Source organism: Pseudoxanthomonas sp. LjRoot204_2 (genome assembly GCF_056175765.1).
The window spans coordinates 1-3,939 of sequence record NZ_JBGFFG010000321.1; the positions used below are offsets into that span (position 1 = coordinate 1).

Annotated in this window: 4 protein-coding genes and 1 pseudogene; 4 read left to right on the top strand and 1 reads right to left on the bottom strand. The window is 66.5% G+C overall.

Translation table 11 applies throughout. From position 1 onward, the window contains the following. The 4 genes and pseudogenes from AC04L7_RS13880 to AC04L7_RS13895 form a co-directional block, all read left to right on the top strand. Window positions 1-324, top strand: a pseudogene (locus AC04L7_RS13880) (alpha-N-arabinofuranosidase); the annotation flags it as partial. Next, window positions 314-1,168 carry an aldose epimerase family protein gene (locus AC04L7_RS13885; protein WP_475513224.1) on the top strand — a complete coding sequence of 285 codons (855 nt, stop codon included), beginning with the start codon at window positions 314-316 and terminating at the stop codon, window positions 1,166-1,168. The pseudogene AC04L7_RS13880 and the gene AC04L7_RS13885, both read left to right, overlap by 11 nt. A 131-nt stretch (window positions 1,169-1,299) precedes the next feature. Continuing rightward, window positions 1,300-2,178 (top strand): alpha/beta hydrolase, encoded by an 879-nt coding sequence (locus tag AC04L7_RS13890; protein ID WP_435998669.1) that lies wholly within the window; start codon window positions 1,300-1,302, stop codon window positions 2,176-2,178. Then, window positions 2,175-3,188, top strand: coding sequence for a glycoside hydrolase family 43 protein (locus AC04L7_RS13895; RefSeq protein WP_475513225.1), 1,014 nt, complete (start codon window positions 2,175-2,177; stop codon window positions 3,186-3,188). Before AC04L7_RS13890 ends, AC04L7_RS13895 begins: the two co-directional genes overlap by 4 nt. 29 nt (window positions 3,189-3,217) lie before the next feature. Here AC04L7_RS13895 and AC04L7_RS13900 read toward each other — a convergent pair whose 3' ends face one another. Continuing rightward, window positions 3,218-3,622, bottom strand: a complete 405-nt coding sequence (locus AC04L7_RS13900) for a DUF3693 domain-containing protein (RefSeq protein ID WP_436001012.1) — start codon at window positions 3,620-3,622, stop codon at window positions 3,218-3,220. Between the last annotated feature and the right edge of the window lie 317 nt (window positions 3,623-3,939).

Here is a 3,939-nt window from a genome sequence, read left to right on the forward strand (position 1 = left end):
GCGCGCCGGTTCTTCGAAGGCCCCTGGGTACACAAGCACGCCGGTCGCTACTACCTGTCGTATTCCACCGGTAACACGCACCTGCTGTGCTATGCGGTTGGCGACAGTCCGTATGGCCCATTCACGTACGGCGGCGTGATCCTCACGCCGGTCGTCGGCTGGACCACACATCATTCGATCTGCGCGTTCGAGTGCCAGTGGTATCTGTTCTACCACGATGCCCTGATGTCGGGCGGGGTGACGCACCTGCGTTCCGCCAAGTGCACGGTGTTGCACCACGAAGCGGACGGCCGCATCCGCACCATCGATCCCTATGGCGGCTGAGCCGCGGTTGCCGTGCGACGRTGCGCTGGCGCCGTTGCATGCCGGGCCGCTGCGCTGGTTGCGCACGGAGCGCCTGCAGGTGGCGTTCGCGCCGGACGCCGGCGGTCGCGTGGCGCAGATCCGCTTCGATGGAACGGAATGGCTGGTCGGGCCGGACGACGGCTGGCCCGCGACCATCGCGTGGGGCTGCTATCCGATGGTGCCGTGGGCGGGTCGCCTGCGCGCGGGACGCTTCGCGTTCGGCGGCGCGGCGCACAGGCTGCCGGTGAACTTCGGCGGACATGCGATCCACGGCGTCGGATTCTCGCGGCCGTGGCAGGTCGATGTGCTCGAGGCGGACAGCGCACAACTGTCGCTCATGCTTCCCCAGGACGGGTACTGGCCGTTCGGCGGCACGGCGACGCAGGCGCTGCGCGTGGAGGGCGACCGGCTGCTGCTTGAACTCGCGGTGCGTGCGGGGACGCGGGCCATGCCGGTCGCACTCGGATGGCACCCATGGTTCCGAAAACCCGACAGACTGGTGTTCARCCCGGACGCCATGTATCCGCGCGACGCCGACGGCATCGCCACGTTGCCGCGCACGCCGCCCAGCGCCGGTCCGTGGGATGACTGCTTCGTCGCCAGTGGCGACATCGCCCTGCAGCGAGGCGATCAGCTGCTGCGCCTGAAGGCCGACACCGATCACTGGGTGGTCTACGACGGTGCCGCGCATTCCACCTGCGTCGAACCGCAGACCGGCCCGCCCGATGCCTTCACGCTTGCGCCGCGCGTGCTGTCGCCCGGTGAGAGAGCGTCGTTGTCCTTCGAGCTCGCCTGGGAGCGCGGCAAGGGGAGGGCGGAATGATTCCTCATTTGCAGGGGATCGCTCGCCGGACGGCCTCCGCCATCGTGATGCGCGCACTGAAATTCTGCTGCATCGCGTTCACCGGAGTGACGTGGACCTTAATCGTGCCTGTCCATGCCCAGGACGACGCGATGACACCCATCGCCGCGCCGCCGCAGCCGAACGCCGTTCAACTTGGTCCGCCACGCGACGCGGACAGCAAGGTGAACGAAGCCTGGCACCTGCAGTACGGCAGCGTGTTCGTGCGAAACGTCGACCGCGCCACCCTCACGCCTTTCCTGCCGGATCCGGCGAAAGCGACCGGCACGGCCGTGATCGTGGCGCCGGGTGGCGGATTCCGCGCGTTGTCGATGCAGAACGAAGGATGGGAGGTTGCGCGCGCCCTCGCGGATCGGGGTGTCGCCGCCTTCGTGCTGAAGTACCGGCTGCAGCGGACACCCGACGATCTCGATGGCTTCGCGCAATCGATGCAGGCGATGCTGGCCGGCCCCGTGCCCGCGTACCGCGTGGATCCGCTCGCGTCGATACCGCAGCTCGCGCCGCAGATCGCCGATGCGCGCGCCGCGTTCGCGCTGGTGCGCAGTCGCGCCCGTGAGTGGGGCGTGGACCCGCGTCGCATCGGCATGGTCGGCTTCTCCGCCGGCGCCATGCTGACGCTGGCGACGACGCTGGCTGGCGACGACGCCGACCCTGCCTTCATCGGCATGATCTACGGGCCGTTGGCTGCGATCGACGTGCCCACGGATGCGCCACCGTTGTTCGTCGCGATCGCGGCCGACGATGGCCTGTTCGCCGATGGCGGTTTCGGGTTGGTCGAAGCGTGGCGCACGGCACGGCGCCCGGTGGAATTCCACTTCTACGAACAGGGCGGCCATGGGTTCGGCATGTACGCCAAGCCGACGACGAGCACGGGCTGGTTCGAGGCGTTCGCCGCCTGGATGGCAATGCACGGCTGGCTGGCGCGCATGGGGCAGGGCGCGGAACCCGCCACGCAGGAGAACACACGATGAGGATCGGCCACTTCGCATGCATGCCGCTGTTGGCGACCCTGTTGGCGCTTCCTCTGTCGGCGCAGCCGGCCGGGGAGCGCGCGCAGGCCGTGACGCCACGCTCGAATCCGCTGATACGCGACAAGTTCACCGCCGATCCGGCGCCACTCGTGGTCGGCGACCGCCTCTATCTCTACGTCGGGCACGATCAGGCGCAGCGCGACGAGATGTTCAACATGCGCGAGTGGCTGGTGTATTCGACGACGGACATGGCAACGTGGGTCGACCACGGCCCGATCATGAAGGTGGCCGATTTCGCCTGGGCCAAGGCGGACGCGTGGGCCTCGCAGGCGATCGAGAAGGACGGACGCTTCTGGTTCTACGCAGCGGTCGAGCATGACGATGGACATCCGGGCAAGGCCATCGCGGTGGCGGTGTCCGACACGCCGACCGGCCCTTTCGTCGACGCGAAGGGTGCGGCGTTGATCACCAACCAAATGACGCCCAGGGGCACGCACAGCTGGGAGGACATCGACCCGACGGTCTTCACCGACGACGATGGCACGACGTGGATCGCCTGGGGCAATAGGCAGTGCTACATCGCACGGCTGAAGCCGAACATGATCGAGCTCGACGGTCCGATCACCGAGATCACGCCGCCGCATTTCGAAGGAGGTCCGTGGCTGCACAAGCGCGGGGATCTCTACTACCTGACGTACGCATCGCTGGACCGTGCCACGCACCGGGATGAAAAGGTGTCCTATGCGACGGCGACCTCGCTGGCCGGTCCGTGGACGTACCGCGGCGAGCTGACGGGCTCAGGCAGGTACAGCTTCACGATCCATCCGGGCATCGCCGAGTTCAAGGGCCGCTGGTACCTGTTCCTGCACAACGCCGCGCTCGCCATCGGCGACCAGAACGGCGCGATCGGGCGGCGTGCGGTCACGGTCGAGCATCTGCAGTACAACGCGGATGKGACGATGAAGCCGGTCGTGCAGACCGAGGCGGGGATATCGGTGGGGCCGCCTTAGAGCGCCGAGAGCCCAATCTAGGTACATCTTTAATTTCGCATAATGCCTAGACCGACTGCCGTTGCTGCTGTAGCTGCTGCTGCTGTTGAGGGGTCGGACGAGGGTAGGTTGTGAAGCGTTGCAGCATGGGCCTGTTGCATCAGCGAAGGGGCTACGAATAGCGCCAGCAGTGCCGCTGACGCCGCCAACTTCCGCCACACTGCCTTTTCTTCCCTGCTGATTGCCCGCGCCTCACCGACCACACCTAGTACCTGGGCTAGTGGTAGACCCGTGTAACCGGCCAGCGCCGCACACTGCACCGTATCCGGTGTTTTTACCCCGTTGCGCCACGCTGACACAGCTGATCGGCTGATTCCCAAAGCCTTCGCTAGTGCCATATCCGTGCTGAATCCCTGCGCCGCTTTTGCCGCGTCCAGAAGCTCTGTGACGGTCATGTTCTCCACCTGTTGACATTCTGTTCTCCCCCAGTGTACAAAGCCGCATGTTCTCCGACGGAGAACATCATCGGGTTCCCCCGGTGGCCCGGCCCCCAGCGCCCTAGCTGGGGTGTCCGGGGTCTAGGGCGCTAGGGCAGGGGGTTCCACCATGTATCAAGTACAGGACACGCTGGCAGGCTACGAATCCGTGGCCACTGCTGCCACCAAACGCGCAGGCCTCGCCGCGCTTCGCCGTCGCCGCACGGCTTATCCGACTCGCGATTTCCGCCTCGTTATCAACCGCAATGGTTGGACTGAGGTGCTCGCATGAGTCC